25 protein-coding genes and 2 pseudogenes are annotated in these 26,295 nt (G+C 66.3%); 16 read left to right on the top strand and 11 right to left on the bottom strand.

The window, feature by feature from the left end; translation table 11 throughout:
- Positions 1-198 precede the first annotated feature (198 nt).
- Positions 199-831: a GntR family transcriptional regulator gene (locus tag AB0L60_RS32810; protein ID WP_364622029.1), complete on the top strand. Its 633-nt coding sequence runs from the start codon at positions 199-201 to the stop codon at positions 829-831.
- Here the strand turns inward: AB0L60_RS32810 and AB0L60_RS32805 are convergent.
- The 3 genes from AB0L60_RS32805 to AB0L60_RS32795 form a co-directional block, all read right to left on the bottom strand.
- On the bottom strand, positions 828-1,085 hold the full coding sequence (locus tag AB0L60_RS32805) for a hypothetical protein (RefSeq protein WP_364622027.1): 258 nt from the start codon (positions 1,083-1,085) through the stop codon (positions 828-830). The genes AB0L60_RS32810 and AB0L60_RS32805 overlap by 4 nt on opposite strands.
- 165 nt (positions 1,086-1,250) lie before the next feature.
- Positions 1,251-1,724, bottom strand: coding sequence for an Lrp/AsnC family transcriptional regulator (locus AB0L60_RS32800; RefSeq protein ID WP_364622024.1), 474 nt, complete (start codon positions 1,722-1,724; stop codon positions 1,251-1,253).
- A gap of 389 nt (positions 1,725-2,113) precedes the next feature.
- Positions 2,114-2,320: a hypothetical protein gene (locus tag AB0L60_RS32795; RefSeq protein WP_364622021.1), complete on the bottom strand. Its 207-nt coding sequence runs from the start codon at positions 2,318-2,320 to the stop codon at positions 2,114-2,116.
- Between the two features lie 212 nt (positions 2,321-2,532).
- On the opposite strand from AB0L60_RS32795, the gene AB0L60_RS32790 reads away from it, so the two are divergent.
- Positions 2,533-3,018 carry a PaaI family thioesterase gene (locus tag AB0L60_RS32790; protein WP_364622018.1) on the top strand — a complete coding sequence of 162 codons (486 nt, stop codon included), beginning with the start codon at positions 2,533-2,535 and terminating at the stop codon, positions 3,016-3,018.
- A gap of 348 nt (positions 3,019-3,366) precedes the next feature.
- Here the strand turns inward: AB0L60_RS32790 and AB0L60_RS32785 are convergent, their stop codons facing one another.
- The gene (locus AB0L60_RS32785) at positions 3,367-3,801 is read right to left on the bottom strand and encodes a DoxX family protein (RefSeq protein ID WP_364622015.1); all 435 of its coding nucleotides are present in this window, start codon (positions 3,799-3,801) and stop codon (positions 3,367-3,369) included.
- Positions 3,802-3,901: 100 nt separating this feature from the next.
- Between AB0L60_RS32785 and AB0L60_RS32780 the strand changes: the two genes are divergently transcribed.
- From AB0L60_RS32780 to AB0L60_RS32765, 4 genes are all read left to right on the top strand, one after another.
- Positions 3,902-4,462: a TetR/AcrR family transcriptional regulator gene (locus tag AB0L60_RS32780; protein WP_364622012.1), complete on the top strand. Its 561-nt coding sequence runs from the start codon at positions 3,902-3,904 to the stop codon at positions 4,460-4,462.
- 412 nt (positions 4,463-4,874) lie between these two features.
- Positions 4,875-5,678, top strand: coding sequence for an alpha/beta hydrolase (locus tag AB0L60_RS32775; RefSeq protein ID WP_364622009.1), 804 nt, complete (start codon positions 4,875-4,877; stop codon positions 5,676-5,678).
- A 27-nt stretch (positions 5,679-5,705) separates the two neighbouring features.
- Positions 5,706-5,909 (top strand): hypothetical protein, encoded by a 204-nt coding sequence (locus AB0L60_RS32770; RefSeq protein ID WP_364622006.1) that lies wholly within the window; start codon positions 5,706-5,708, stop codon positions 5,907-5,909.
- A 334-nt stretch (positions 5,910-6,243) separates the two neighbouring features.
- Positions 6,244-6,888: a TIGR03085 family metal-binding protein gene (locus AB0L60_RS32765; RefSeq protein ID WP_364622003.1), complete on the top strand. Its 645-nt coding sequence runs from the start codon at positions 6,244-6,246 to the stop codon at positions 6,886-6,888.
- Positions 6,889-6,935: 47 nt separating this feature from the next.
- On the opposite strand, the gene AB0L60_RS32760 is transcribed toward AB0L60_RS32765, so the two are convergent.
- Both AB0L60_RS32760 and AB0L60_RS32755 read right to left on the bottom strand, forming a co-directional pair.
- Positions 6,936-7,721, bottom strand: a complete 786-nt coding sequence (locus tag AB0L60_RS32760; protein ID WP_364622000.1) for an SDR family oxidoreductase — start codon at positions 7,719-7,721, stop codon at positions 6,936-6,938.
- A 28-nt stretch (positions 7,722-7,749) separates the two neighbouring features.
- Complete coding sequence (locus tag AB0L60_RS32755; protein ID WP_364621997.1) at positions 7,750-8,550, bottom strand: alpha/beta fold hydrolase; 801 nt, start codon at positions 8,548-8,550, stop codon at positions 7,750-7,752.
- A gap of 205 nt (positions 8,551-8,755) precedes the next feature.
- Here AB0L60_RS32755 and AB0L60_RS32750 point away from each other — a divergent pair, with 205 nt between their 5' ends.
- The 5 genes and pseudogenes from AB0L60_RS32750 (at position 8,756) to AB0L60_RS32730 (ending at position 14,220) form a co-directional block, all read left to right on the top strand.
- Positions 8,756-9,748, top strand: a complete 993-nt coding sequence (locus AB0L60_RS32750; protein ID WP_364621995.1) for a LysR family transcriptional regulator — start codon at positions 8,756-8,758, stop codon at positions 9,746-9,748.
- A gap of 403 nt (positions 9,749-10,151) precedes the next feature.
- A complete protein-coding gene (locus AB0L60_RS32745; protein ID WP_364622295.1) occupies positions 10,152-11,732 on the top strand; it encodes an alkaline phosphatase family protein in 1,581 nt (526 codons plus the stop codon).
- Between the two features lie 220 nt (positions 11,733-11,952).
- A pseudogene (locus tag AB0L60_RS32740) lies at positions 11,953-12,097 on the top strand (hypothetical protein); the annotation flags it as partial.
- Positions 12,098-12,158: 61 nt separating this feature from the next.
- Positions 12,159-12,770, top strand: coding sequence for a lipocalin family protein (locus AB0L60_RS32735; RefSeq protein WP_364621992.1), 612 nt, complete (start codon positions 12,159-12,161; stop codon positions 12,768-12,770).
- Positions 12,771-12,894: 124 nt separating this feature from the next.
- A complete protein-coding gene (locus AB0L60_RS32730) occupies positions 12,895-14,220 on the top strand; it encodes a deoxyribodipyrimidine photo-lyase (RefSeq protein ID WP_364621989.1) in 1,326 nt (441 codons plus the stop codon).
- Positions 14,221-14,227: 7 nt separating this feature from the next.
- Here AB0L60_RS32730 and AB0L60_RS32725 read toward each other — a convergent pair whose 3' ends face one another.
- Positions 14,228-15,187 (bottom strand): SDR family NAD(P)-dependent oxidoreductase, encoded by a 960-nt coding sequence (locus tag AB0L60_RS32725; protein ID WP_364621986.1) that lies wholly within the window; start codon positions 15,185-15,187, stop codon positions 14,228-14,230.
- 284 nt (positions 15,188-15,471) lie between these two features.
- Between AB0L60_RS32725 and AB0L60_RS32720 the strand changes: the two genes are divergently transcribed.
- From AB0L60_RS32720 to AB0L60_RS32710, 3 genes are read left to right on the top strand one after another with little or no spacing between them, the layout of a single operon-like run.
- Positions 15,472-16,800: an FAD-dependent oxidoreductase gene (locus AB0L60_RS32720; RefSeq protein WP_364621983.1), complete on the top strand. Its 1,329-nt coding sequence runs from the start codon at positions 15,472-15,474 to the stop codon at positions 16,798-16,800.
- On the top strand, positions 16,797-17,522 hold the full coding sequence (locus AB0L60_RS32715; protein WP_364621980.1) for a DUF1365 domain-containing protein: 726 nt from the start codon (positions 16,797-16,799) through the stop codon (positions 17,520-17,522). Before AB0L60_RS32720 ends, AB0L60_RS32715 begins: the two co-directional genes overlap by 4 nt.
- The gene (locus AB0L60_RS32710; protein ID WP_364621977.1) at positions 17,519-18,838 is read left to right on the top strand and encodes a cyclopropane-fatty-acyl-phospholipid synthase family protein; all 1,320 of its coding nucleotides are present in this window, start codon (positions 17,519-17,521) and stop codon (positions 18,836-18,838) included. Before AB0L60_RS32715 ends, AB0L60_RS32710 begins: the two co-directional genes overlap by 4 nt.
- Before the next feature lie 211 nt (positions 18,839-19,049).
- Here the strand turns inward: AB0L60_RS32710 and AB0L60_RS32705 are convergent, their stop codons facing one another.
- Complete coding sequence (locus AB0L60_RS32705; RefSeq protein ID WP_364621974.1) at positions 19,050-19,910, bottom strand: MerR family transcriptional regulator; 861 nt, start codon at positions 19,908-19,910, stop codon at positions 19,050-19,052.
- A 40-nt stretch (positions 19,911-19,950) separates the two neighbouring features.
- On the opposite strand from AB0L60_RS32705, the gene AB0L60_RS32700 reads away from it, so the two are divergent.
- Positions 19,951-21,438 carry an SDR family oxidoreductase gene (locus tag AB0L60_RS32700; RefSeq protein WP_364621971.1) on the top strand — a complete coding sequence of 496 codons (1,488 nt, stop codon included), beginning with the start codon at positions 19,951-19,953 and terminating at the stop codon, positions 21,436-21,438.
- Positions 21,439-21,698: 260 nt separating this feature from the next.
- On the opposite strand, the gene AB0L60_RS32695 is transcribed toward AB0L60_RS32700, so the two are convergent.
- The 3 genes from AB0L60_RS32695 to AB0L60_RS32685 all read right to left on the bottom strand — a co-directional run bounded on the left by AB0L60_RS32695 (position 21,699) and on the right by AB0L60_RS32685 (position 25,354).
- Complete coding sequence (locus AB0L60_RS32695) at positions 21,699-22,121, bottom strand: hypothetical protein (protein ID WP_364621968.1); 423 nt, start codon at positions 22,119-22,121, stop codon at positions 21,699-21,701.
- Positions 22,122-23,340: 1,219 nt separating this feature from the next.
- Positions 23,341-23,820, bottom strand: coding sequence for a nitroreductase family deazaflavin-dependent oxidoreductase (locus tag AB0L60_RS32690; RefSeq protein WP_364621965.1), 480 nt, complete (start codon positions 23,818-23,820; stop codon positions 23,341-23,343).
- Between the two features lie 304 nt (positions 23,821-24,124).
- Positions 24,125-25,354, bottom strand: coding sequence for an IS110 family transposase (locus tag AB0L60_RS32685; RefSeq protein WP_364621964.1), 1,230 nt, complete (start codon positions 25,352-25,354; stop codon positions 24,125-24,127).
- Between the two features lie 280 nt (positions 25,355-25,634).
- Here AB0L60_RS32685 and AB0L60_RS32680 point away from each other — a divergent pair.
- Positions 25,635-26,295 (top strand): annotated as a pseudogene (locus tag AB0L60_RS32680) (IS3 family transposase); the annotation flags it as partial.

The raw sequence follows: 26,295 nt of genomic DNA, 5'->3' as shown, positions 1-26,295 counted from the left end.
CAATCAGGGTTGTATTGAATGGCGCTGCGAGCTCGACAGTTGGGTCTCGCGGCCGATGGGATCTCGGCGCGAAGCCGAGTGATGGCTACCACAATGACATATGCGTTAGAGATTTTGGAAGAACTTTGTAGATATATCAGTGGGATCTCGGTGGATTACACTCATGGTCTCAGGATTTCAGCTGGTGAAAGAGGGGCGATGTCGCTCACCGACGATGTGTACGAACGGATCAAGGACCAGATTCTGCGGGTGCAGCGGGCACCCGGCACTGCCATCTACGAGGCGGAGCTGGCCACCGAGTACGGGGTGTCCAAGACGCCGGTGCGCGAGGCGCTGCGGCTGCTGTCGCAGACCGGGTGGGTTGTGGTGCTACCACGGAAGGGTTATCTGGTCCGACCAGTCGAGTTGCGGGATATTCGCGATATCTTCGCGGTCCGGCGCATGATCGAGCCGGAGGTTGCCGCGGCAGCGGCGGCCCGCGCGACAGCGGATGATCTGGAGCTGCTCGCGCGCATGCTCGGGGAACAACACAATGCCTCTGGCACGGACGCCGCTCTGGGCGCGGCGAGCGCGTTCCACCTGGCGTTGGCCGATATCGGCGGCAATCCGAGAGTCCGGACCATTCTGCAGGATCTCACCGACGAGGTGCGCCGGTTGCACTATCTACTGCCTCAGATCGAAGAACACATCACCTCAGTGGAGGAGCTGCGCGCCCACGATCTGATCCTGACGGCCTTGCGGGACCGTGACTCGGAGCGGGCTCGTCAGCTGACCATCGAGCACCTCAACGAGGTCGCGCAGACACTGGTACGCGGGTTCTCAGGGGTCTAGACGAGCATCTCCTGGGTCAGGCCGGGATCGGGGACGGAGGAAGAAGAGTTCAGGGTCACCTGCGTCCAGGCCGTGGACGAGTCCGACGACGTGTCAGCCGAGGCGAGCCAGCAGCGACTGCATCGAGGTTCGAGACGTTGGTCGACGCGCTGCGCGTCACCGGCTGCTGCGGCTGAATCGATTCCCGCCAGGTCGGCCCAGTCCGAGGCATTGGCGCGGCGGATGATGAACTCGCTCGGGTCCTCGCTGCTCATGTCGTCAATCGTCGCCGCTATCTCGGGAGCGTCGGTTGTGGCGGTTCGTAGTTGATGAACGACGTTGCGGGGTACCAGATTTGGGAAGCGTGGCGAGGGCGTCATACATCAACATTGTGAGCAATGAATCGACATCCTCACCGGTGCGCGCTGCGGTGCAGTCGATCAGACCCACTCGGGTCCGGGACCTACGGCTTCCTCGAAGATCAGCCAGGTTCTCGTCGACCGCACGCCCGGCAGACCCTGCAGTTGTTCCAGCACGATACCGCGGAGCGCCTGATTGTCCGTGGCGCGCACCAGGACAATCACGTCCAAATCGCCGCCCAGCAGGAAGTAATGGTCGACGAACGGCAGGGTACTGAGCGAATCCGCGATACCGTGCCAGCGCTCCTGTCGAATCGACATGGCCACCAAGGCAGATGCGCGTAGTCCGGTCTTCTCATACCCGATGCGCGCCGAGAAGCCTTCGATGACGCCGGATTGCCGGAGGCGGTCGAGCCGTACATAGGCGTGGGCTCGGGAGATATGGGTTCGCTCGGCCAATTCGCGCATCGACAGTCGCGCATCGCGGGACAACTCCTGGATGATGCGCCGGTCGATCTCATCGATGCCGGTTCGGGCCGCTTCGTCGGTGGTCATATGTTTACTCCCTGTCGCTGTTCGAGGGTGCTGGAAGACTGTTTGCCGGAGATAGACGCCCGCGGGAGTCTATTTGTCTAGCAATGTGGCGATTGTGTTGTCAATGCTGTCTCGAATGGCCAGTCTGAGCGGACATCTTTGCGGGTCGAGGGACAAGGAAAGGAGTTCGCGCGCTATCGAAGCGACAACGCAGAGCGCACAGACCGCTGCGTACCGCGGTGCGCGCGTCGGAGTGGTTCGCGAGACGAACCCGGACGAGTGACGCGTCGATACCTGATCCGAACGGTGGGCTGCTCCGGGGCCTCGCTGCGCCGCCTCATTCTTTCGGGAGTTGAACGGGCGGCATCGATCCGGCCGAGGACGTGGAAGTTGTTTCGATACAAGCAGATTCATGCGGATTTCACGAAACGAGCGCCGGGGCCGGCGGTGCGGTGGATTGCGGTCGGCGGCAGATGTGTATGTCCCGCCGCGCATTCCAGCACGACATGGACCGGCTCATCGCAGTTGTGCTCGATACCGGGGGAGTGGTGGCGGACCACAACGAACGGGCCTTCGGGGTCGGCGAGATATTTGTCGCCCCATTCCAGCGGTGCCACCAGGGTTGGCCGTAGATCCAGGCCACGTTCGGTGAGACGGTATTCGCAGCGTTGCCGAGCGCCGGGCTCCCGATATGTCCAAGCGCACTCGACTTCCGGCCGGCTCCCGCTGACCGTCTGTTGCCGGTGCCGCCCCATGGCGGCCCGGCCATCCGACTGTACGTAGGACAATTTCTTGATCGTCCTATCCTGTCGGTTCTAGCGTCACGGCCATGACGATCTCGCCGACCGAACTGCCGGTCCTGGACTACCTGCACGCCCAGCTGGCAGGCACCCTGACCGACGATCAAACTTGCCAATTTCGTTATCCGACAGCGATTTCCCGCACGCTCGGCATTCGTCTGAAGGCGGTTCTCGCGGGTCGCGCGGTCGTTGAGATGGACACAGATCCGGCCGTGCACGGCAACCAGCAGGGGACGGTGCACGGCGGGTTGCTCACCGAGCTGGCGGACGCGGCCATCGGCACGGCGCACTCCACTGTGGTCGGGCCCGGTGAATCGTTCACGAGCATCGACCTGCGTGCAGTCTTCCTGCGCCCCGTCTGGCGTGACACACTGCGTGCGCACGCGTATCCGACGCACTCCGGGCGCACCATCACCCACTACCAATGCGATATCACCCGAAGCGACGGCAAACCGGTCGCCACTGTCGTCAGCATCGTGACGACACTGGAGGGTGAGCGCTCGCAGAGGCGTTGATCTCGGGCCGTCGAAAAGGAGCGGATTCAGTTGCGGCGCAATCACCCTCGTCCTCCGGGCGGATTCACTGGTGCTGCGCACCGATGTCCCCTTTTTGCAAGTTGTGGCGCACGGACGTGTACGCGCTGGCGTGCGTGCTCTACGAATGCCGGATGGGGCAAACCCCGTTCCCGGTTGCCAGCTCCGAGCAGCAGATCGCTGCGAACTTGACCGCACTTCCCCGGCGGCCCAGCGCATCGGTCCGGTCTCGGGACCCATTTCGACGAGGTCGTGGTGCGCGGGATGGCCAAGGACCCAGCGCCGGTGCGCAGTTGGAAGGACCACCTGATCCGCGACCATTGTGAGAGGTCAGAAGACCGCGAGTACACAGGCGCTGATGAATACGACCTGCACCAGGGTTCGTGCCGGCAACGGCATGGTGTGGATGCCCTCGCCGGTACGTGCGGCACGGACATTGGCAGGGAACATCACGACCAGGAGCACTGCCAGGGAGATCGCGGCCGCCGGTGCGAAAAAGGGAATCAAAAGGCCGGTGGCGCCCGCGATTTCGAGTACGCCGGTCAGTGAAACCATCGCGGCCGGGTTGCGGAACAGTGGGGGGACCATGGTGATCAGAGCGTCGCGACGTGGCTGTAGGAAGTGGGCGCTGGCGCTGAGAAGGAACATGGCGGCCAGACCGATTCGGGCAGCGTGCGGCCACGAGTCGAGCCAGCCGGCTAGGCCCAGCCAGCCCGCAAATCGAGTTACGGAGGTGACGATGAGGAATGCGATGATCGGCGCCATGACGGGCTCCTGAAGCGATGACCGAAAGAACTTGACGGTGGCTAGATTAGGTAGGGTTGCATAACTTGTCAATGACAAGATTGTCGATGATCATCGAGGCATGCCCAAGAGCGCGTACCACCATGGCGACCTCAAGACCACGCTGCTCGAGGCCGCCGCCGACCAGATAGCGACCGAAGGGATCGACTCGATCTCCCTGCGGGCCCTGGCCCAGCGCGCGGGCGTCTCCCACGCCGCTCCCGCCCACCATTTCGGAAACCGTCAGGGCTTGTTCACCGAACTGGCCATCGAGGGCTACGGCTTGCTCGCGCAGGAACTGCACTCCGCCGCAGGCGATTTCGGGGAGATGGCCGTCGCCTACATCCGCTTCGCCCGTCGCTACCCCGGTCATTTCGATATCATGTTCCGCCGCGACCTTCTCGATACCGACGACGAGCGTCTGATCGCAGCCAATGAAGAGTCCGGTCGTGAATTGCGCACCGGCGTAGACGAATTGGATGGTCCGGTGGCCGACCAGAAGGCGGCGCAGCTGGCCGCATGGTCCCTGGTTCACGGCTTCGCCGCTCTATGGCGTGCTGGCACGCTCATCGATTCGGAACTCGGCGGTGAGGATCCCGAGGAACTGGCCCGCCGCATGGTCGCAGCTGTTGAACTCAAGTAGAGGCTGGTACCTCTGAAACTGTCGCGGCTGAACTGGCAGGGGCAGGTTTCGGCGACGCATAGGAGTTCGGTCGCAGCTGGTTCGGCGCAGTGCACCGCGGCTTCGAGTACGCCCTACGCAGTGATCCTGGCCTCGTGGTCCTGCGGATCCCGGACTCCAGGCGACCACTGGTCGTTTTTCGAACGGGAGCGCTGTCGTACCCGAGCTGCCGATGACCTGAACAGCGGACCGAGTTGATATGAGCTGAGTCACAATTCGCTGCCTGGGTCGGTCCTGATGTCGAAACCTCCGCAGCCCGTTCGAGGAGTACTCGAGCGGCATCCCGGATCCTCGATCACCCGCCGTCATCCACCTCGGCTTCCGGTTCCCCACCGCCGCCTTCCACGACCAACCATCGAAAGGCACGAGTTCCATGACCAGTCCCGTCCTGACCGCCGTCGATTCCGCGGACGGCAGCACGATCGCCGTCGAAATCATCGGCTCCGGTGCACCGGTGATCCTCATCGGCGGCGCATTCAACGACCGCTCGACCGTTGCCGCGCTCGCCGCGACCCTGGCCCCGCACGTCACCGCGGTCAGCTACGACCGCCGCGGCCGTGGCGGTAGCACCGATGTTCGTGGCGACTATGCCGTCCAATCCGAAATCGACGATCTGGCCGCCGTGATCGAGCATGTGGGCGGCGCCGCACACGTGTTCGGTCATTCGTCCGGTGGCGCTCTGGCTTTGGAGGGCGTGCTACGTGGGCTGCCGATCGACAAGGTCGCGGTGTACGAGATGCCCGCGGTGGTCGACGGCAACCGCGCGGAACCGCCGGCCGACGTCTTCGATCGGCTCGTCGCCCGCCTTGCTGGCGGTGACGCCGACGGCGCAGTCGAACTGTTCCTCATCGAGCAGGTCGGGGTGCCGGCGCCGGTAGTCGCCGATATGCGCAATGCACCGGTGTGGGAATTCCTGCGCGCCCAGGCCAGCAGCCTGCCGTACGATGTCGCCGTATCCGGTCCCCAGATGCGTCTGCAGTCCGACCGCTACGCCACGATCACCATCCCGGCGCTGGTCGTCAACGGCGATCAGACCTGGCCCTGGATCCAGACCGCGAACCAGGCCTTGGCCGCCGCCATCCCGAGCGCACGCCGGGTAGTCCTGCCCGGTGCCGATCACGAAATCCTCGCCCAGCCTGAACTGCTCGAGCCGTTGTTGCTCGACTTTTTCGGCTGAGCAGGCGCGCGGTGCCCATGTGCCTGCGTGACGATTCGGGCCGAGGGTGAGAAAGTCCCAGAGCTGTTGTGCCACAACGGTGTCGCCACGCCGAACGCCTCGAGATCGATCGAACATCTGATCTTCCCGCCGGGCATAGCGCGGTTCGGGACAGTTGCCGATCGTTTTTCGAACGCGCCCGCCATGTTCGATCTTTGGGTCTCACGTCGTCGTGATTCGCTTGCCGCGTGATCAGCGGGTCGGTAAGGGCGGCGCAGGCTCGAATACGACCGGCAGTTCGATCAGGGCACGTTGCGCAGGTCCCGGCCGCCAACGGAGTTCCGTGCCCGCGACGGCAAGCCGGAGTTCGGGGAGGGCCTCCGGCAGGTGGTCTACGGCGCACTGCGCAATCAGATACGCGAGCGGCCGCTCGGAAACGACGGCTGGCGCAGGGAATATCGCCACTGAAGGCTACGTCGGGTAGCCCGGATCGCCATTCGACGATGCGTGTCGGATGCACGGCGATCTCTCGGCCACCGACGGCGGTTCCGGGTATACGAACTGAACCGGTTTGTCACCATGAGGAATGGAGGATATTCCGCTCGATGCGCAGGAACGGTTTGCGCTGTGCGATCTCTTCGAGACACTGGGAGCCGATGCGCCCACGCTGCTCGGAGCGTGGTCCGCTCGAGACCTCGCGGCTCATCTAGTGTTGCGTGAGCATGATCTTCTCGCTGGACCCTGTCTCGTGCTGCCCGGGCCGTTCCAATGGTGGGCTGAGCGGCGGCGGGTACGGCTGGTACGGCGTAGCGAGTTCGGGTGGCTGGTCATACGGATCCGGTCGGGTCCACCTCGCGGGTTCTTTCGCGTCGGCTGGGTCCGCTCTCTGGCGAACCTGAACGAGTTCTTCGTTCACCATGAAGACCTGCGCCGCGCGAACGCGCTGGGACCTCGAACCCTGACGCCTGCGATGGAGGCCGCCCTGTGGCGAAATGTTTGTCGCAGCAGCCGTTACCTGAGCCGACGATTGCGTGGGGCCGGACTGGAGATCGCATGGGCTGGAACAGACCAGCGCAGGACGGTCCGCGGTGCCGGACCTACGGTTCGGCTCAGTGGTTCTCCCGGCGAACTTCTGCTGTATCTGTTCGGTCGGCAGGCCGCCGCACGGGTCGACGTGACCGGACCCGCGGAGGCCATCACGGCAGTCGGCCGAACGCATTTCGGAATGTGAGCAGCGCGGGGTAGGCGTTCCAACCGGCCCACAGGAGCGCAGCAGCTTCAGGTGGTCGTGAGCAGGCCGCCATCGATGACGAAATCCGAGCCGGTGATGTTCGCGGCGCGGCGGCTGGCCAGGAACACGACCAGGTCGGCGATTTCGTCGGGTCGGGTGAATCGGCCGGTGACCGATTCGGCCGCGACGGACTGCGCGACGGCGTCGGCGTTGCCGCCGGTGGCGTGGGCGATCGTGTGGGCGACGCCGGTGTCGCCCAGCCACAGGTCGGTGGCGACGGGTCCGGGACTTATCGTGTTGACCCGAATGCCCTGGGGGCCCAGCTGTTTCGAGAGTGACTTCGCAACGTTTGTGAGTGCGGCCTTCGCGGCGCTGTAGTCGATGACCGCCGGATCAGCGAGCGTGGAGTTGACCGAGCTGATCATGACGATGCTGCCCTGGCCCGCGCCGAGCATGGCCGGAAGTACTGCGCGGGTCGTGCGAATCGCGGCGAGCAGATCCAGCGTGAGCGTGCCCAGCCAATCGTCGTCGGTGACATCGAGGAACCCGGTCAGTCTGGGCGTGACCCTGCCGACATTGTTGACGAGAATTCGCGTGTCACCGAACTTCTCTGCGGCGGCTGCCAATTCGATCGCACCGTCCGGTGTGGACAGATCGACCTCGACCGGATGCACCCGGCCGCTGTCGGCGAGGGCGCGCAACTCGTCACCGGCGTGGCGTGCACCGGCAACCACGATCGCGCCTTCGTCGACGAGGGTTCGGGTGATGGCCAGACCGATGCCCCGGCTCGCGCCGGTGACTACGGCGAGCACGTCGGTGAGTCCGAGATCCATGCAGTGGCTCCTCTGTCCGTTCGGTCGGTCACAGGCCCTGGTCTGCCAACCAGGCGAGCACGGCGTCCGCGACGTCTTTCCAGCCGCTGTCCACGGTGAGTGAGTGGCCGCGGCCCTCGAATTGCCGCAGCTCGGTCACCGCGGTGGAGTCGCGGTACTGCTTCAGTGTGGACCGGGTGACCACATCGGGCACGGTATGGTCCTCCAGTCCCGAGATGAGCAGCAGCGGACCACGATCCGAATTGCCGGTGTCCACCTTTGCTTGGGAATGCAGCACGAAGTTGGCGACGGCGGCCTGGAAAAGCGGGCGGGCCGGTGAGGGAATGGTCCACCGGTCGAACAACTCGTCGGACTCCTGCTCCGACAGCGCATTCCCGAATCCGAACCGGAATTCCTTGCTGGTCAGGGAGACCGCTTTATGCAAGTTGGCCGGGTTGCCCAGCGCCGGCAGGCCCGCGCGCAACTGCGCGAGTGGTAGCGGCAGCACCCCCTTGATCTGAGCGGGATCGATCGCCACTCCGGCGATGCCGCGTCCCTCGCCCATGAGCTTCTCGGTGATCAGACCGCCGAACGAGTGGCCGATGATGATGGGCTTCGTGGGCAGGCCATCGATGAGTTCCGCGAAATGTGCTGCGGCATCGTCGATCCCGATATCGGCGACGGCTTCCGGGTGCTCGCGCGCGGAAACGACCGTGTCGGGTTCGCCCGGCCAGCCGGGCGCAATCGGCGCGTATCCGGCGGCGCGGAAGTGATCGACCCACGGGCCCCAACTTGTGGCATGCAGCCACAAACCGTGAATGAACACCACCGGGGTAGGAGTCTGTGGCATCTCGATCCCTCTCTGCGAAACCTTGGCACGGCGGGACAAGCGGTCGACCGCGAATCGGCCGGTGCTCACAGCCCCCCGCTCACTCCAGCACCGCGCCGGGGCAGGCGTCCAAGGCATATCCGGCCCGGATCGATAACCAGAAAGGCATACTTGCAGGCGAAGATGCGCCCGGGAGACCGCTGGGGCAAAGAAGCGAGGGGGGATCGTGGACTTGGACCTGCGCCTGCTGCGTTACTTCGTCACCGTCGCCGAGGAACTGCACTTCGGCCGCGCCGCCGCCAGGCTCTACATCAGCCAGCCCGCCCTGTCGAAGCAGATTCGCAAGCTCGAGGATCAGCTCGGCGGCCGGTTGCTCGAACGCGACAGCCGCCACGTAACGCTGACAGCCCGTGGACACCGTGTGCTCCCCGACGCCCGGGACATGATCGCCCTGGCCACGCGCATCAGCGAACAGACCACCGAGTCCGGAGCCGTGCGCATAGCGCACATCTTCGAGTTGCAGACCAGCCGGATCGTCGCGGATGCCTTCGCGGCAGCCTATCCGGACGTCCAACTCATCGAGCGTTCGCTGGACAGCCTCCGGCAGTTGGACGCGCTGCTGGACAAACGACTCGACGTCGCAGTACTGCGCGTCACGGCCCCGATGGCCGCCCGGTATCCGACGGGCTGGCGATTCCATCGCCTACGTCTCGAACCGATGTATCTGGTCGGCCGCCCGGGTGATCCGCCGAAGGCTACGGCCTCCTTGTTCGAGCGTCCCGTGGAGGTCTTCGCGGACAGTCCCGCATCCGGGCTTTACAACGCGCATGGCGACTACCTCACGGCCTTCGAACGCCACACCGGAATGTCGATGCGATGGCTCGGTAACCCGGGAACCTTCGGGCATTGCCTGGCCGCCGTGCATCGTGCCACCGACGCGGCCTACGTTCTCGAATTCGAAAGCTACGCAGCACGATACGGTGATGTCGGAATCCCGATGCACCATCCTGCCGAACTACAGCCGTACTACCCCTGGTGCATCGCCTGGCGCGACGAACCGCTCAGCCCGGCCGTCACGAACTTCCTGCGGATCGCGGAACATACCGCCCGCCAGCACAACTGGCACCTCCCACCCCACCACTCGGCCCTTCCCTGGGTACCTCCCGACGACCCGACCGATTCGACCCAGGCCGCCCTGTCGACCAGCTCGCCCCGGTAGATCCACATTCCCCTCGAGCATCGTTTCAGCCGGTAGGCGGATCTGTCCCGAACCGGTTTCAGTGGAGTCGTGGGTCCACGCCCCGGACGGTAGGAGACCACCATGGCCATCGGCCTTACCGCCGCTCGTGGATCCGGACCGACCGGAGTTGTCGGTATTTGCGTAGATCGGCTGCATGGACGGGGTCCTGGTGTCGGTCGCCATCGGAGCGAGCGCGGTTGGGCGTCCGCGACGACGGGCAGCGTCAACGCTGCGGCCGCGAGTGCACCGGTGATCATCCCACCAGCGATGTTGACCCCGGCGACCAAGTCAAACCCCTTCTCTGCATGCATAATTCGTCGCTGCGATCTTCGGCTGGCGAGATCAAGCCCTCAGCGAGCAGTGCGATCGATAGCGGTGACGCATCGACTTCTCGGTTGTCGCTCAGGACGTTCGCAGACGGAATGACAGTGCAGGGCGTCGCGACGAATCCGGGCTAGGGTGGCAGACCTACGCCGAGGCGCTGCAGAATGCGGGCATCAGCTGGAAGGTCTACCAGAACGCCGCGGATAACTTCGGCGACAACGCACTTGCCTACTTCAAGCAGTTCGCGAACGCCGCCCCCGGCAGCCCACTCGCTGTCAATGGCATGAATTCGGTGCCGGCGACCACCGGCAAAACCCCTGACGACATCGTGGCCGCGATCAAGGCCGACGTCGTTACGGGCAAACTGCCGCAGGTGTCGTGGATCGTGCCCGATCAAGCGTCTTCCGAACACCCCTACGCCCCGCCCAACGATGGCGCCCACTTCGTCCATAACGTGATCAACGCGCTCAACGCCGATCCCAGTGTCTTCAATTCGACGGTGCTGATCCTGAACTACGACGAGAACGACGGATTGTTCGACCACGTGCCGCCGCCGGTCGCACCGGGCGGCACCGCGGACGAATTCCTCAACGGAGTTCCCATCGGCCTCGGCTTCCGGGTGCCGCTGATCGTCATCTCGCCGTGGACGCGCGGCGGCTGGGTGAGTTCCGAAGTGTTCGACCACACCTCGGTATTGCGTTTCCTGGAAGCCTGGACCGCCGCGCTCGGAAAAAAGGCCACCTGCCCGAACATCAGTGCCTGGCGGCGTTCGGTCTGCGGAGACCTGACCGGGCTGTTCAACTTCTCCTCTCCCGTTACCGGCCTGCCGACACTGCCCGACACCTCTGCGCTGATCGGGCTGGCGGCATGCGCCCCCGAACCGAATCCAGCACCCACATCCAATTCCCAACCCGCACAAGAATCCGGAACTCGCCCAGCCCGTGCTCTGCCCTATCAGCCCAACGCCTACCTGGACCATTTCACATACGGAGCCAGTGGCGAAGCCCGTGCCTGGATCACCTTCGCCAATGTCGGCGCACCCGCGACTCACGCGGCGCATTTCTCCGCCTACGTCAACGCCTTTCGCTCCGGTGGGCCATGGCAGTACACGGTCGGTGCGGGTGGCAATGCCAGCGATTTCTACGAGGTCGGCACCGGTTACGGCAACGGCGCCTACGACCTGACGGTCATCGGCCCCAACCGATTCCTGCGCCGCTTCCAAGGCGACATCACCAAGGCCGGAAAGACCGCATCAGTGGCCAGCTCCTACTCCAACGCACCCAACACCGGCAAGCTCTCCGTCTGGTTCGCCATGACCAACACCGGCACTGCCACGGTTACCTTCACCATCAAAGCCAACCAGTACCGCACAGACGGGCCCTGGACGTACTCCGTCGCGGCCGGCAAAACCGTCAGCGACTATTTCAACGCCGTCGCCTACAACAACGGTTGGTACGACTTCACCGTCACGGTCAATTCCGACCCCGGTTGGTCACAGCGCTTCACGGGGCACCTCGAAACGGGACCGCCTCCGTCAGCGGCTGAAACGCACGGCCGGCTATCCGAGATTTGCTGTAGCCGAAGGCACGTTCCAGGGCTGGGAAAGCTCACCCAGCCCGGCGCGTGGGAATTTGGGTAGCTGAACGGAGTTGTTCGTGGCACAGAGGAAGTCGACACAGTCCAGCGCGTCGCAGGTAAGCCCGGCCGAGCGGTAGGGCATCGGGGCACCCATCTTGGCTCTACCACCCGCGCTGGCATCGTGGGGACGAAAGATGTTCTGGCCCTTGGTGTCTCAGGTGGTTGGGCGCGATGAGGGGCAGGCGCTGGATATCCGTCACACGGCGCGACACAATCAGGCGCTGGTGCGGGCGGCGGTGTTCTGCGTACTGAGGGGTGTTGCGACTGGTCACGCCTACTCGGCTGGGTATCGTGGTCGGCATCCTGCTCGACACCTTCGTTGTGTGCACGCTCGTGGTCCCAGCTGTGTCCGCCGTTCTCGGCGACCCTGCATTGATCGAACCATCGAAATCGACGGACGAGTACACCGCCAGGAAGGACAGGCATCATGAATCCGAACCGACTGCGCCGGCTTTCGTCGGCGATCTGCGTGGCTGTGGCCTGCTCGATCGCGGTCGCCGGAATCGGTCCCTCGGCGTCTGCGCACGCCGACCCGCCGGCACCGGTCGCCCGACTTGATTTGGGCCGGTATCTCGGCACCTGGTACCAACTGGCCGCGATACCACAGTATTTCAACCTCATCTGTGCCAGGGACACGCGTGCGGACTATGCGCTGGACGCATATGGCGATGTGTCGGTGCACAACTCGTGCACGACGTGGTCCGGCAGCGTGAGCGAGATCCGGGGCACGGCCACGGTCACCGATCCGGTGACGGACGCGCAACTGCACGTCAGTTTCCCCGGCGTGCCAACCCAGGACGCACGTTATGGCCCGCCCAACTACATCGTTACCGCCCTCGGCGACGACTACTCGTGGGCGCTGGTGACCGATCCCAACCGTCTGTCGGGATTCGTCCTGTCACGCACTGCAATGCTGGACACCGCCCAGTGGAACGATGTCAGCGCCGCGATCGCAGCGGCGGGGGAGAACGCCTGCTGGTATCTGACAACCCCGACTACGGGCGGACTCGACCGCTTCACACCATTGTGCGCGGAATGAGGTACCGATCTCGCACGTCGAGGGTCGGCGTGGGTACCCACACGACAGGTCCGGGCCCGTGTACCGCAGACAGGTCGCCTCATATGCATCGATAGTGAATCGAATTACGTCTAGGGTTACAGGCATGACGGCATCCATCGCGCTGTTCACCCGAGACCTGCGTGTGCACGACAATCCGGCGCTGGATGCGGCATGCCGTGCGGGGGAGAGGGTGGTGCCGCTGTTCGTTCTCGATGTCGATCTGCTCGCCAAGGTGTCCGACGCGCCCAATCGGATGCGCTTCCTCACCGCCGCGCTCACCGAGCTCGACGCCGAGCTCCGCGCGCGCGGTGGGCGATTGGTGGCGCGACGCGGCCATGTCGTCGAGGAGGTCGCGGCTGTCGCGGCGGAATCGAACGCGCACAGCGTGCACGTCGCCGCTGACGTCACCGGCTACAGCGCCCGGCGGCAAGCCGCCCTGCGCGAACGGCTGTCCCGCATCGGCTGCACCCTGCGTATTCATCCGGCGTCGATCACCGCCGTGGATGCTCGCGCACTGCGGCCCGACACCGGCCGGAGCCACTACGCGGTGTTCACGCCGTACTTGCGGCGCTGGCTCGACACACCGATGCGGCGCCCGCTGAACGCACCGGCCGCGGTGGTTGTGCCGCCGATCGCGAGCGAGGCGATTCCCGACCCGGCCGCGCTGGGTGCCGGCCCCGGCTCGCCGGAACTGTCCGTGGGCGGGGAGACGACGGGTCGTAGGCTGCTCGAGCACTGGCTGTCCGGTCCGGTGCGCGAGTATGCGCAGGTCAAGGACGTGCCTGCCGTCGACGGAACCTCGGGGCTTTCCGCCTACCTGCACTTCGGTTGCCTGTCCGCAGCCGAGATCGTCTTCCGCGCCGACATCTCCGACCCCGGTGGGTATGCCTTCGTCCGGCAATTGGCCTGGCGCGACTTCTACCATCAGGTGCTGGCGGACCGTCCCGAGATCGCAACTGCCGACTACCGCGACAGGTCCCGGCCGTGGCGCAACGATGCGCACGCGGTGGCGGCGTGGCGCGCCGGCCTGACCGGGTACCCGATGGTCGATGCGGGGATGCGGCAGCTCACCGCACAAGGCCGGATGCCGGGCCGGTCCCGGCTGATCACCGCCAGCTTCCTGGTCAAGACGCTGCGGGTGGATTGGCGAGTGGGCGCACGGCATTTCGAGCGCTGGCTGGTCGACGCCGATGTGGCCAACAACCGGATGAACTGGCAGTGGATGGCCGGAACGGGCACCGACACCCGCTCGAGTCGCGTGCTCAACCCGTTGCGGCAAGCCGAGCGGTTCGACCCCGACGGCGACTATGTGCGTCGTTGGCTGCCCGAACTGGCACAACTGTCCGGCGCGGAGATCCACCGCCCCTGGCGGGCGGGTGTGCCGGCGGCGCAGTATCCGGCGCCGATCGTCGAATTCAACGGCATGTGACCGGGACTCATGCGGCCGAGATGCCGGCCGCGGCCGCGCAGTACTGCCACACGCGCTCGGCTGCGGCAGCGGATTCGGCGGTCCGGCGCAGATAGTGCTCGGGTCTGGCGCGCCGGTCGTGCCAGAACCGTCCGGAGGCGACATCGGTCGCGGCCAGCCAGACCGCGGTGTCCGCGCCTTGGGCCGGTGTGCGCAGCAGCGGCCGCGTCAGCGCGCGAAACCTCGGCAGTGAGGTGGCCACTCCGGGGGTGTCCACCCATCCCGGATGCATGCAGTGCACCGAGATGCCTTCTGCCGCATACCGATCGGACAATATCGGCGTCAGAGCGACCTGCATGCGCTTGGTTCGGGCGTACGCGGTCGCGCCGTGATATTCGCCCGTCCGGTATTCGAAGTCGCCGTCGGGCACAGTCTGGGTGTACATCCCGCCCGACGACACCAGGATCACCCGTCCGCTCGCCGCCCGCGTCATCGCCGGCGCGAGCTGCTCGGTGAGCAGCAGTGGACCCAGAACGTGTGTGGCCAGGCAGATCTCGTGGCCCTGGGGGCTTTCACCGCGCGCCGCCGGTAGCACGCCGGCGTTGTGGACCAGGACATCCAGTCGCTCGGTGCGCTGGACGAAGCCGGTCGCGAACCGCCGGATGTCGGCGAGGTCGGAGACGTCGCATCGTTCGACCTCGGGCGTGACGCCCGCCGTCACCGCGGCGATCTGCGCCGCGGCTGCGGCGCCGCGTGACTCGTCCCTGACCAGCAGGGTGACCGCGGCGCCGAGTCCGGTCAATCCGGCCGCGATGGCCTTGCCGATGCCGGAGTTCGCGCCGGTGACCGCGGCGGTCCTGCCGCGCAGCGCATCCGGCGGCAGCGGCGACCATGAGCGGTGTCGCAGCCGGAATCCGGTGCGGCCGTATCCGAGTACCACGGTGCGGTCGAGTATGGCGTCGAGCGGGACTGGGAGGTGAAGGACCATGGGTCGCCTCCTCTGCGGCCGCGCGGGGGAGGGCCCCGCCGGCGGTGGTCGCCGAAATCTATCCACGCTGATGCATCGATTATGCATCGATTCAATGGTAGCGTCGACGTTGCGAACCGGACAGCCCTTCGGTTCGCCCGAACGGCGGAGAACCTCATGGCCACGACCCGACATCTCAGGCGCGCACGGCTCACCGCGGCGCTCACCTCGCCGGTCCCTGCTCAGCGACCGTCCGATCGGCAGTGCGCCCGTGTCGTCGTCTCGATGGGACCGCTGTGCGCGCGTTGAGCGGTCGGCGCCGGCGGGTCGCGGTGGTCGGCAGCGGGGTGGCCGGCCTCACCGCGGCGTGGGTTCTGGCCAGGGACTGCGAAGTGGTGCTCTACGAAGCCGATTCGCGGCTGGGTGGCCATGCGCACACCCATCGGATCGCTGCGTGGGCCGATGGCACCGGGCAGCTGCTCGGGGTCGACTCCGGGTTCATCGTGCACAACGATCGCACCTACCCCACGCTGCTTCGACTGTTCGGTGAATTGGGTGTGCGCACACAGGAATCGGATATGTCGATGTCGATCCGCTGTGACGGCTGCGGACTCGAATACGCCGGGGGCAAGGGCGCCCGTGGACTGATCCCGAATCCGGGAGTGCTGGGCAGTGCGCCCTATCTGCGCATGCTCGGCGAGATCATCGGTTTCCATCGCCTCGCGCGCGAAGCGCTCGCCGATGATGGCGACGAACTGCTCACCCTGGACGATTTCCTGCAGGTGGGCGGCTTCTCGGCCTATTTCACGGCGCATTTCATGGTTCCGCTGGTGGCCGCGGTCTGGTCCTGCCCGCCGCAGATGGCGCTGCGGTATCCGGCCCGCTCCCTGTTCACCTTCCTCGACCATCACGGCATGCTGACCGTGTTCGGGTCACCGACCTGGAGGACGGTGACCGGAGGCTCCGCGACCTACGTCGACACCGTCGCGGCGGGCCTGCACGAAGTACGGGCCGGTGTGCCCGTCCGCAAGATCCACCGCGCCGCGCGGACGGTCGCGGTGCGCGACGACGCCGACACGGTGGACTTCTTCGACGCCGCGGTGATCGCCACCCATCCGGACCAGGCCCTGCGGCTGCTGGCCGCGCCGACCCCGGTCGAAACCGCTGTCCTTGCGGCACTGCCCTATTCGACCAACCACACCGTGCTGCACACCGACGAATCGGTGCTGCCGCGCCGTAGCGGCGCCCGCGCCTCGTGGAACTACCGCCTGCCGCACTGCACCGCCGCCCCCGACCGTGTCCTCGTCAGCTATGACCTGACCCGGCTGCAACGCCTTCCGGCGAACGCCGGCCGCCGATTCCTGGTCACACTCGGCGACCAGGAGCGGGTGGCACGCGACACCGTCCTGGCCACCATGACCTACGAGCACCCGCAGTACACCCCGTCGGCCGTGGCGGCGCGCCGACGTCTGTCCGAAATCGGCGACCACACAGTCGCTTTCGCCGGCGCGTACCACGGGTGGGGCTTTCACGAGGACGGCGCACTGTCGGGGCTGCGCGCCGCCGAACGTGTCGGCGGGCGCTGGAGCGGGGGCCCGTCGCTGCCGATCGCCGCCGCGCAGGAGGTGCCATGACCCGGCCACGCCTGGTGCGCACCGTGATCCGCCACGACCGCCGCGAACCGATCCGGCACCGATTCGCCTACCGCAGCTACAGCTGGCTGGTGGACCTCGACGAGGTGCCCGTGCCGCCGCGGCCACTGCGCCCGCTGGTGGGCTTTCACGCGCGCGACCATCTCGGTGATCCCGATGCCACCTTGCGCGACAACGTCATTGGGTACCTCGCCGATCAGGGGATCGATTCGTGCGGCGGGCAGATCCTCATGCTCGCCAATGCCCGGGTGCTCGGATACGTCTTCAATCCCCTCACCGTGTACTGGTGCCACGATCCCGCGGGCGCGCTGCGCTGTGTGATCGCCGAAGTGCACAACACCTACGGCGAGCGACACCGATATCTGGTACCACCCGATCCGCAAGTCGTCGTCGGCAAACAGTTCTACGTCTCGCCGTTCAATCCGGTGACCGGTCGCTATCGGCTGCGCGCACCGGTTCCCGGCAGCCGGCTGCACCTGGCGATAGCGCTCGAGGACGCCGATGGCCGAACCCGCTTCGAGGCCACCGTGCGCGGTCTGGTCCTGCCCGCGAACCGGCGCACGGTGACCCGTACGGTGCTCGCGCATCCGCTCGAGACCTGGCGCATCGCCGCCCGCATCCGTGGCCAGGGGTTGCGCCTGTGGGCGCGCGGCCTGCCGGTCATCCCGCATACACCGCATCGGTCCCAGGAGGCACTGCCGTGACCATCTCGCCATGCCCGGCCCAACCCGCGTTCGTCGCACCGGTCGGTGACCGGTGGCCGGACCTGCCGAGGGTGCCGCGCGGGGTGCGTGCCGTCGCCGGCCGCCCGGTCGTCATGGCCTTGTTCGGGCATGCGGTGCGGCGCCTCGCGCTGCGAGTCGAACTGCCCGAGGGCCGACTGCTCGGCGGCTCGGCACACCACCCGCAGGCGCCCCGCCTGATACTGCACGATCCGGACGCGTTCGCGGCCCGGATCGCCGCGACCGGACTCATCGGATTCGGCGAGGCCTACATGGCCGGTGACTGGTCCGCGCCCGACCCGGCCGCGGTCTTGACCGTCCTGGCCGCGCAGATCGACCGGCTGGTACCCGTGCCGCTGCAAGCGCTGCGGTCGCTGGTGCTGCCGCGGCGACCGGCGCGGACACGTGCCGGACGCGACGGCGCGCGCAGCAACGCCGCTCATCATTACGACCTGTCCAACGACTTCTTCGCACTGTTCCTCGACGAGACCATGACCTACTCGTCGGCGTTGTTCGAGGTGCTCGAACCCGCACCGGTGTGGGCGGAGCTGGCCGGGGCCCAGGCTCGCAAGATCGACCGGCTCCTGGACTCTGCCGCGGTCGGGCCGGGCAGTTCGGTGCTCGAAATCGGTACCGGCTGGGGCGAGCTCGCGATTCGGGCGGCGCGCCGCGGCGCCACTGTCCGGTCCATCACCCTGTCGGCGGAACAACAGCAACTGGCGCGGCGGCGGGTCACCGAGGCAGGGCTCGCCGATCGGGTGTCGATCGAGTTGCTCGACTACCGCGACATCGACGGGCACTACGACGCGGTGGTCTCGGTCGAGATGATCGAGGCCGTCGGCTACGACTACCTGCCCGGCTATCTCACCACCCTCGAACGCGCCCTCGCACCATCGGGCCGCATCGCCCTGCAGGTGATCACCATGCCGCACGATCGCATGCGGGCGACCCGCAGGACCCATACCTGGATACAGAAGTACATCTTCCCCGGTGGCTTCCTGCCCTCGGAAGAACTACTGGCACAGCTGCTTTCCACCCATACCGGGCTCGAGATCGTCGATCGGCTGTCACTGGGACAGCATTACGCTCATACGCTGCGACTCTGGGATGCCCGGTTCACCGCGGCCGCCGACCGAGTCGGCGCGCTCGGCTTCGACGAGGTCTTCCGGCGCATGTGGCGACTGTATCTCGCGTACTCCGAGGCGGGGTTCCGGTCCGGGTACCTGGACACGTGGCAGATGGTCCTGCGCCACCGCGGAACTCGCGGCGCACCGACGGGCGCGGCGGTGTCGCGATGAACCCTCGCCACACTGCGGGAGGCAGCCGATGTGCTGTCCGGCCATTCTGATCGAGCAGCAACAGACCTCGCCGATGAGAGGGTCGCGAACGGTCTCCGTGCGCCGGCCCCGGATTCATCGCCTACGCACCGATCATGTGATCACCCCATGTGGCACGCGAGAGCGGACCGGTGTCGCGCTCATCGCGATTCGTGCAGCGCGCCGGTACTTCTCAGCCCACGACCGGCACGCGCAGCTGCGTGAGCGCGTCGGTCAGGCTGGACAGGCGTCGGGCTGGATCCGGCAGGATGAGGGTGTCCCAACCCGGTCCGCCGACGTACACCGTCGCGCCGGCGTCGTCGCACGCCCGAATCGCGGAGGTCAGTGCCGTGGCTTCCTGCTGAGACCACAGCACGACGGTGGCGGGCGCGGAAAGACGGCCCAGCGTGTCGGTCAAGGCGGTGGTCGGCACGTCCGGGCCGAGCATGCGGGCGCCCACACCGTGTTCGGCGAGCCCCGCGCGCAGGACTTCCAATGGCAGCGAGTGGGTTTCGCCGCCGGTGCAGGCCAGGACCAGTGGCGCGGACTCCGCGGTGAGCACCGGCGCAACCGCGCGGTGCAGCGCCGCGACCATGCACCACGACAGCAGATGCTCGACATCCACGCAGCCTTCGCCCGCGCGCTGACGGCCGATGATCTGCGCGAACACCGGGCGGCACAGGCGATCCCAGGTGTCGACGACGCCGAAGCTGCGCAGATGGTTCTCCAGCAGCTCGCACACCGTGCTGGAATCGAGTGCGAAGGCTGCCGACAACAGGGTCGCCTCGTCGCCCAAGGGCAGGACTGCTCCCTGCGCGGCCGCCGCCGCGCCGGCGGGGGTGGATCCCGCGCGAACGAGCTCGACCATCCGCGACAGCGTCGCGATATCGGTTTCGGTATAGAGGCGATGCCGGCCGGGCCGGTCCTGGCGCGGGCCGATTCCGTATCGCCGATTCCAGCTGCGCAGCGTCGCGGTAGGAAGGCCCAGCCGTTCGGCCACCGCACGCACCGACAGCCCGGTCTGTTCGGGCGCGGACATAGAGCGGTGCGACATGTCTCGATTGTGCCTGTTCGTCATCGGAAGAGGTGATCACGTGCGGTGTGTGGTGTTCGGTGCCACGGGTTACATCGGTGGCCGGTTGGTCCCGGAGCTGCTGGCAGCCGGTCATTCGGTCCGGGTGCTGGCCCGGGACCCGGGCAAACTCGACGATGCGGCCTGGCGCGACCGCGTGAGCGTGCTGCGTGGTGACGTCACTCGCGCCGAGGACGTGCGGGCCGCGCTGGTGGGTCGAGAGGTTCTCTACTACCTGGTCCATTCGCTGACCCGCGCCGATTTCGCGCGTATCGATCGCGATGCCGCGGGAGTGGTCGCCGCCGAAGCCGATCGTGCCGGACTGACCCGGGTCGTGTACCTGGGCGGGATCACTCCCGCCGGGCAGGCGCTGTCACGTCATCTGGCCTCGCGCGCCGAGGTCGGTGAGATCCTGTTGCGCTCGGCAACACCGACCGCGGTGTTGCGGGCGGCGGTCATCATCGGTTCGGGCTCGGCCAGTTTCGAGATGCTGCGGTATCTCACCGAACGGCTGCCGGTGATGGTGACGCCGCGGTGGGTGCGCAACCGCATCCAGCCCATCGCGGTGCGCGATGTCATCCATTACTTGACCGGTGCGGCCGGACTACCCGACACGGTCAACGAAGCCTTCGACATCGGCGGGCCCGACGTGCTCACCTTTCTGGGCATGATGCGCGGGTACGCCGAGGTCGCCGAGTTGCCACACCGCCTGATCGTGCCGGTCCCCGTGCTCACACCGTGGTTGTCGGCGCAGTGGGTGAACCTGGTGACACCGGTGCCCCGAGCGATCGCGGTGCCGCTGATGGAGTCGCTGGCCAACGATGTGGTGTGCGCTGAACACCGTGTCGCCCAATACATTCCCGACCCACGGGGCGGGCTCACACCGTATCGGCGCGCGGTCGGCTTGGCCTTGCAGCGCGTCAGGACCCTGGATGTCCCTACCCGATGGTCGGATGCGAGTCCGTCCGACGCCCCGTCGGATCCGCTGCCCACCGATCCGGAATGGTCCGGTGGTTCGGCGTATTCCGATGTGCGGGAACGGAATACCATCGCCGATCCAACGACCCTCTGGTCGGTGCTGGAGTCGATCGGCGGCACCAATGGCTGGTACTCCTTTCCGCTGGCCTGGGCGCTGCGCGGATGGCTCGACCGCCTACTCGGCGGTGCCGGCCTGCGCCGGGGACGCCGACATCCGAACCGGCTGCGTGAGGGCGAAGCCCTGGACTGGTGGCGGGTCGAACGACTCGAACGCGGCCGGCGCATCCTGTTGCGCGCGGAGATGCGGGTTCCCGGGCGAGCCTGGCTGGAACTGACGGTCACCCCACTCACGAACGGCGGAGCACGCTACCGCCAGCGTGCCCTGTTCGACCCGCACGGCCTGGCAGGCCACATCTATTGGCATGCCGTCGCCCCGTTCCACGCCGCGATCTTCGGCGGCATGGTCCGCAACATCACCAGCGCCGCCGAGCGGACCGCAGCGAGTCCACGACAATGCCCCATCGACAGGTGACGCACCCCGGACCGCTGCTGCTACTGCGCGAGGTGGATAGACAACGGAGTCCAGCAACGTATTTCGATGCTCGCGCATGCGTCGCGGGCACCGTGCAGGTCGAACCCGCGCCCGCTGGAACGACCCTTGTCGCGCAACCGAAACTGGACGGCTACGGAGGCGGCGGCAGCCTCGACCCCACCAACTACGTCAGCGGCAGTGCAACGTCCAGTTCCGAAAACCTGCGAGGGGGACACGCTTGCGGTTGGTTGGGGGCCCGGTCATTCGTCGGTTGGGGTCGCGATCGTGACGGGTACGGCGCACGAGGTCAAGCCGACTGCGAACGAGACGGCGGTAGGGTCTCGCGGTGCTTGCTCGCTGGCCCTTACCTCGACGGACAGCTCCGGATTCACCTCGGAGTCGATGGTGACGGCCTCGAAGGACAAGACATCCTCGCGAGAGTCGGCGCCCGCGGGATAGGTGGTCCCGTCGTTGACCGTCAGCTGACTGTGTGTGAAGGTCAGCCCCGATTCGGGGTTGACGCCAACGACGACGCGCACTTGGCCGGCGCCTGCTTCTCCCTCGGGTGTCACGCGTACACCGACGCGCATCGGCGACCCGCCGGCTGTAATGGTCACCTGTTCGGGGCTGGGATCGACAGCGAAGGGTTTTCCGATCTCGCCGGTGAGCCGAATCGTGCCCATGCTCTGCTCCTGATCTACGTCCTCGGATCTGGGTTGTTCGGGAGTGGTGGGTGGCCGTTGCCCGTCCCCGGTGTGCGCGTCGGGAGCGCAGGTCCGGGCAGGGTGGCAGGCAACACGCCATATCGGCGTTTTCGGCTTGGGTCCGTATTTGCACCGACATCGGTCCTCTACCCGCTGGCGGCCCCGTTAATCAACTGCCCATAGGCAAGATGCCCAGTCCGGGCCTGCATCCCCAGTACCCGAATACCCCAACCCACGTAGGCCACCTGCACGCTTATCCCCGCGTACTCCCGCCGCAGCGTGTTCAACGCGTACCAGTCTTCCTCGCTCACTGTCACAACGATGTCCCTGCCCGCCATACCCGACAACGGTGGACCCCGAGCGACAGTTGACCTTCCGGAGATTCGAGCTCCGTCGGGTGGGTAGTACCCGAACGAGAGTTGCACTGCCAATCGCAGTGGCAGTGCGAACGAGGAGGCACGTCATGGCGGTCCAGCCGGAAATTTCGACGTTCATCGGGCCGCCACGATCGTCTCGATCCCGGTACCGAAAAGCATCGCGTACCGGACGTAGCGCCATCAACGACGACGTCGACACATTCCGCGACCGGACCGCGGCGGTGAATGAGCAATCCGGCGAAAGAATCTCCGGCAGACGGGAATTCAGCGAAGCAGCCGCGGTGTGGCCCGACCCGAGTCCACTCGACGACTGGTGGAAGTCGGTCATGTGGGGATGCGATGGCCCAGGGGCCGCTGTGCCACCGGCTGCCCGCGAGCGCCGATGATGTGTGCCCACACGGGGGCGTCGCCGCCCGCGCGGCGGGGATTCGGCTCAGGTGGGTCTCGCCGCGCGGGCGGTGTCCGGACCGCGACCCGCGGTGATCCTCTCGCCCGGCTCAGGGGCGGGATCTGCGGGTCCGTCGGGTGTGGCAAGCCCCCGACCAGGGCAACGGTGTGCGACACCGTCGAGTAGCTCGCAACCACGAGTCCGCACCGATGGCCATCAAGCCCCGTACGATCTCGACTCGGGTCCTCAGCACTGCCCTCGACAATAGGCCCTCCCTATCGGGTCCGGCGGGCGATCATGCTGGCGAATTCTTCGAGACAGGCGAGATCAGGTATGGCTTTGCCGATCCATCCCTTGTGATGGGTGCGGCGTGGATATCAGCTCGACGGACCGCGGGCTGACGCTCGGCGCCGTGCGGAGGTCCGATGCTTCGTCATACCGGCACGATTTCGAAAACCGGATGGGTGCGGGCGTTGTCGAGGAATTGCTGCGGTGATGAGTCCACATCCACATCCAGGTAGGGCAGCACGAAGAACCGTCGGTAGAGCGCCACAACGGGTTTGGGAACGTGTGGCGGCCCCGTGACCAGCGATGCGCGGAACACCTCGGCCGCTTGATCGGTGGGCAACTCGACGGCTGTCACGGACTCGAGGCGCCTGCCCTGGCGCAGCGTCGCCTTCCCTTGTGCCGCACGAAGGTTGCGTACCCAGTTCACCGTTCCATAGGACGCGACAAGATATTGTCGGCCATGCTGTTCGAACACCGCCAACGGCGTCTGGATGGCGTCGCCGGTGCGCCGTCCGGCCACGGTGAGGACACGGAAGGTCCACATCGGCAACCCGGCGCGTATCACAGTCCGCATCCACGCGTTGGATGCCCTGACACCCCACCCCGCTCGATATGGCTTGGCCATGAACTCGAGGGTTCACCTGTCCGCGAGTGAAGGCAAGGCCCGAGAGCAGTCTTGACGAAGTCGGGTCGGCCAGATGGGTCGGTCGTCGAGCCGATGGCATCGGAGGGCGTGGAGGGCGTAGAGCACACAAACGGAGAAGTCGTTCGAACGTATCTAGGCCCGGCGTGGGCGCGCGAGACCCGTTCGAGAGTCTTGCCCAGCGGCTTCAGGAACCTCGCCAACCGTGACTCTTCGGCCGAGTGTGAATCGCCCCGGGTTTCATGCCCACTCTCTTTCTTGAGAGACATCCCATGGCGGTGGTCGGTCAAGCTGCGGATTGTTGATCTTGGTTGTGGTGTGCCCAGGCGGTGGTCTCGTTGTAGAGCGTGTTCGTCTTGAGGCAGCCGTGGAGGATGCCGACGAGCCGGTTGGCGACCTGTCGCAGGGCGGCGTTGTGGGCCAGGCCGCGGGCGCGTTGCTTGTCGTAGTAGTAGCGCGCGCCCGACGACGCGTTGAGCGCGCTGAACGCCTGTGCCATCAGGGCGTCGACCAGGCGGTCTTGGTGCACGAACCGGGCCGTGACGACCTTCGTCTTGCCGGAGGCGCGGGTGATGGGGCTGGTCGCGGCGTAGTTCTTGCGGGCCTTGGCGCTGGTGTAGCGGGCGGGGTCGTCTCCGAATTCGGCGAGCACCCGGGCGCCGAGGATCGTGCCCAGTCCCGGCTGGGACCGAATGATCTCAGCGGCCGGGTGCCGGCCAAAATGGGCCTCGACCTCCTGTTGCAGGACTTTCACCTGCGCGTCGAGAGTGGTCAGGATCGCGACCGTGGAGCGGGTCCCGGCTGCGTATGCCTGCTCGATGACCGGGTTCCGGCCCAGTTGCTCGCTGCGCAGGATCGCGTGGATGCGGGTGGCCTTGGCGTCGATGTCGCCGCGGCGTCCGGCGCGCTTCAATGCGGCGCGGACTTGGTTGAGCGACAACCTCGCCGCGGATGTCGGGTCGGGTGCCTTGCCCAACAGTTCCAGGGCGTCGGGCGCGTCGAGGTCGTCGAAGGCTTCCAAAGCGGCGGGGAAGTACTCTCGTAATCCGTGTCGCAGGCGTTGAGTATGGCGGGTGCGGTCCCAGATCAACGTCTTGTGGGCTCGGGCGACAACTTTCACCGCTTCGGCGGCAGGACTGTCGCCGGCGATCGGGCGCAGCTGGTGTGAGTCGGTTCGGACCATGTCCGCCAGGGTGTGCGCGTCGGCGGCATCGGATTTCGCGCCGGACACGCTGCGGCGTTCCCGGAACCGGGCCGCTTGCAACGGGTTCACTGCGAACACGGTGTAGCCGGCCGCGATCAGCGCCGCGACCCATGGGCCGCGATCGGTTTCGATCCCGACCCGCACCTGCGCGGCATCATCGTCGTCGCCGAGGTGTTCACCGATCATGGCGTGCAGTCGGGTGATCCCGGTGATTCCCTCGGGTAACCGGGCTTTGGCCAGTCGTTTCCCGGTGTCGTCCATCAACTCGACATCGTGATGATCTTCGGCCCAGTCGTCACCGACCAGCAGCACAGCAGCTCTCCGTTCAATCGTTGTCGGACAACCGATCCGGCAGCGAGCAGGGAGAACGTCGGCGACCTAATGAATCGGTGCTCACGCCGACCCGCGGCGGGCACGACATCCCATCAGCGATCCATTTCTCCCGGCCGACCGGCAGGGGCACGATCTCTCAACAGGGCTCGAGGCCCGGGTTGGGCGGGTGCTCACCTGCCAGTCGCTACCAGAAGCGAGTCTGCCCGACCGAGAAAGCTGGGGAGGCCTACCCGCTAGATCTCATTAGGATGGGCAAGTTATGCCAGCGAAGTACGACGAAGCGACCAGGGCCAAGGCTGTGCGGCTGGTCGTGGACCATCGCGGCGACTATGACAGTGAGTGGGCCGCGATCAAGGCGGTGTCGGCTCGGCTGGGGATGACGGCGGAGACGCTGCGGAAATGGATCCGGCAGGCCGTGGTCGATCGGGGCGAGGCCGAGGGGGCCTCGACGGAGTCGGCCAGGATCATCCGGGAGCAGAAGCGGAAGATCGCCGAGTTGGAGCAGACGATCGAAATCCTTTCTGCGGCAACGTCTTTTTTCGCGCGGGACAAGCACCCGCGACACCTTTAGTGTGTGAGTTCATCGCCGAGCACATGGCCCGGTTCCCGATTTCGGCGATGTGCCGGGTGTTGACCGGGCGCGGGGTGAAGATCTCGGCGCGCACCTTCCATGCCTGGGCGAAACGTGCGCCGTCGAAACGGGCGTTGTGGGATACCGCCCTCACGGAGATCCTCGCCGGTTATTACGAGCCCGACGAGAACGGCAAACGTCGGCCGGAATGCCTGTACGGGGCGGAGAAGATGTGGGCGCACCTGCGGCGCGAAGGCATCGAGGTGGCCCGGTGCACGGTGGAACGGTTGATGCGGGCCAACGGGTGGCGAGGTGTGGTGCGGCGCAAGAAGATTCGCACGACCGAAGC

Source organism: Nocardia sp. NPDC051981 (assembly GCF_040680715.1).
In the GTDB taxonomy this organism is placed as follows: domain Bacteria; phylum Actinomycetota; class Actinomycetes; order Mycobacteriales; family Mycobacteriaceae; genus Nocardia.
Note: the sequence above shows the minus strand (reverse complement) of the source record. Positions and strands in the feature narration are given on the sequence as shown.